Genomic DNA, 2,840 nt, shown 5'->3' with positions numbered 1-2,840 from the left:
CTGGGATAATCCAAATCAGCACATATGATTGATGCTATCTTCCCATAGGCTGTATCTAAAATTGAAATTCCACCTTCACCAGGGATAATGGGTTCCAAGGGTGGTGCTGGCTTTAATTTTAAATATTCATCAATTACTTGTCCGTCTCGGTCAACCCATATGAGTTTGTTTTGCCATGGCTTATCTGGATAATTTAACGGAAACAGGCCAATTGCCACCCCGAGATAAATTTGCTCATCACGAGCAAACTTCTTGATGCGATCAACAAATTGCTCCTCATTTTCTTCCATCACTGATAGAGCATATTCTTGCCAAAATACTATTTGGGCTCCTGCACGGGCTGATTTTCTTGTCGTATCCAAAAAATAGTCAAGATCCTTTTGCATGGTCTTATAGGCCAGTTTTCTGTCTGTCCAATCTGGTTCATAGAATCTTGAAACGAAATCTTGCTGACTTGTCACAGTTGCTACGCATATTTTATCAGTTGGTTCCGCTGAAGATGCAAGACGGCTATAGCCATACAAAAAAACAAAGAGAAAGATTAAACTATAAATGCTTACGACTTTGCGGATTTTGAGCCAGGAAAATTGTTGTTCCCATGCAAAATTTACAACAGATGCAAACCATGTGATTAAAAATGCCAGTCCCCAAATTCCAGTGATTGAGACAAGTTGCATTAACGGTAGATTGCCATATTGAGTATACGCAAGAGATCCCCAACTCCCATTCCCTAATGATTTTATGTACTCCAGGGCTGTCCAGCTACATGGAAAAACCAAAGTAGCTACAAACCCTGTTATTTTGGGTGTGATGAGGCGGTCAGCTAAAAATGGAAGAAAGAAAACTATTCCAACCGCCACTCCTGAAATAATTCTAAATGAGGGTGGAATTGCTCCTATTGCCAGCAGCTTCCACATTGAAGCTATGCCAACTATTATGCTGACTACGCAAAGTATTGGTAACCCTGTTCTCTTTTTCTGGGTACGTGAAAAACGAATAAGAAACAGTGAAAATAGCCATGTAGCAAGAGGGACAGCCCAGTTCCAGTTTGAAAAATACATCATGACAGTGCCTAAAACCAGCCAACTATATGACAATTTAACGCTTTCTTGTGATTCTATCTTCATACATACCCCTCTGTTTCCAAAATGTTTAGCAGCTTAACACTTTGAGCAAAAAAAATTATTTTAAATCTTTAAGGTAATTATCAATTGTGCTTTCCAGCATTTCAAAAATCTCTGCCACCTGGTCAAATTGTTTATCATTCATACCATTTAGTTTCTCTATCATAGGCAAATCGTATTTTTCATGAAACTTCTCATGATTTTTAAACGCAACCTCTCCTGAATTGGTCAACTCTAAGAAAAATACCTTCTCATGGTTAGGGGATTGATTTTTAGTAACGAGCTGTTTCTTGACAAGTTTTGCTACGATTTGTGACACTGCACTTTTTGTTACTCCTTTCTTTTCGGCAAGTTGCGTCAAATTAATGCCGGGAAATTTACCAATGATTTCCAAAGTATTAATTTCAGATGCATAGAGTAGGTCACCGGTGCCATGATCAATTGGTATTTTTTCTAATACCTTAAATTTATTAATAATTCTAAGGAAGGTTTCCTTAAAGTCGTGAATCTTATCTACTTTAGCCATATATAAAGTGTAAAGCTACTTAACACTTTTTGCAAGTAATCTTTTCACATATTTTCTGGGTGATAAAAAGGCATAGATATTTTGTTATCACGAATGTCTTGTCACAAAGAGATTCGAGGTGGAAATATTATGTGGATTATAAATTGATGAGGTTGAGATGTATCGTAATAGGGTGCGATTCATTTAAAAGAAAACCCTCGACCGGAATGACCGAGGGCTAATCAATATTATTGCAAAAAAATATCAAGTATGAGTTTTTACTATTTTGGGGGGAGAGTATAATTGGAGATAACATCAACAATCATATCACCTAACATCCCCTTTTCTTTCGAGTAAGGAGTTACATATTTTCCGGTGAACGTCATATCTCCCTGTATTCCCTTCAGCCGACCAGTGCCGCTTACGTATGAACCTTTACCCGATACAGCCATTAACTTGTCACCTTCTTTCTTAACAAGCTGTGCCTGCCATTTTACTACACTCGTAGATCCGTCATTGTACGTATATTGAGAAAAACCTTCTGCTGTCCCACCTTTGGGAGTAAATCTGCCGGTGCCTCTCATAAGATAGGTTGCCACCTCACCATCTTCGTATACTGCAACACCTCTTCTTTCCATGATTGCAAACGCAGGCGCTTTCACAAAGCCTATGGGGATAACGTCTAACTTGGTCAAATAGGTTTGAAGGCGAAGTTTCTTAGTATCAGCGTTAGCAATCAAAGGTAAAAACAGCATAAGAACAAACAATGTAATAATATACTTTATAGCTATCTTCATAATCTTTTCTCCTTTGGCATGGGTTAATTAACTAGGGGGCAAAACATTCATCAATGATATGGATTTATTTTCAGAGTCATCTTGTACATAAAAAGCAAAAAGCCGAGCTACCTATTGACTAGGCACCCCGGCTATCGCAATAGACCCGTGGCTTTCCGTCCCTCCCTCGCGGCAGGTTTGGCTATAGCTTATTTGTTACATGCTCCCCTCATTTTAAATTATACCACTCCAAGAAAATGAAAGTCAAACGTAGTGAATGATACCATTGGCAATCACAAGGATAAGCGAATTATGAGAACTGAAGATGTATCGTAATAACCTTCAATTGGAAAAACCAGCGTTGACACTCTATCTTAAGTTTTCCCAAAAATTAAGATTTGAAGTCTGCTATGGACTTACTCTGAGAAAGAAAAT

At 38.1% G+C, this 2,840-nt stretch carries 3 protein-coding genes and 1 riboswitch; all 3 genes read right to left on the bottom strand.

What is annotated here, in order from left to right; translation table 11 throughout:
* The coding region (locus tag P9Q65_RS13230) for a nitrilase-related carbon-nitrogen hydrolase (protein ID WP_304509997.1) at nt 1-1,127 on the bottom strand (1,127 nt) is incomplete at its 3' end.
* A 55-nt stretch (nt 1,128-1,182) separates the two neighbouring features.
* A complete protein-coding gene (locus P9Q65_RS13225) occupies nt 1,183-1,650 on the bottom strand; it encodes a MarR family winged helix-turn-helix transcriptional regulator (RefSeq protein ID WP_304509995.1) in 468 nt (155 codons plus the stop codon).
* Nucleotides 1,651-1,910: 260 nt separating this feature from the next.
* Complete coding sequence (locus P9Q65_RS13220; RefSeq protein ID WP_304509994.1) at nt 1,911-2,426, bottom strand: hypothetical protein; 516 nt, start codon at nt 2,424-2,426, stop codon at nt 1,911-1,913.
* 118 nt (nt 2,427-2,544) lie between these two features.
* Nucleotides 2,545-2,618, bottom strand: a riboswitch (cyclic di-GMP riboswitch).
* Between the last annotated feature and the right edge of the window lie 222 nt (nt 2,619-2,840).

Source organism: Anaerotignum sp. (genome assembly GCF_030625865.1).
Lineage (GTDB): Bacteria > Bacillota > Clostridia > Lachnospirales > Anaerotignaceae > Chakrabartyella.
This window is presented reverse-complemented; position numbering and strand designations above follow the sequence as displayed.

Bases quoted from the DNA above. Each gene is read 5' to 3' on its own strand.
- P9Q65_RS13225 (WP_304509995.1), bottom strand. From the start codon at position 1,650: ATGGCTAAAGTAGATAAGATTCACGACTTTAAGGAAACCTTCCTTAGA.
- P9Q65_RS13220 (WP_304509994.1), bottom strand. From the start codon at position 2,426: ATGAAGATAGCTATAAAGTATATTATTACATTGTTTGTTCTTATGCTG.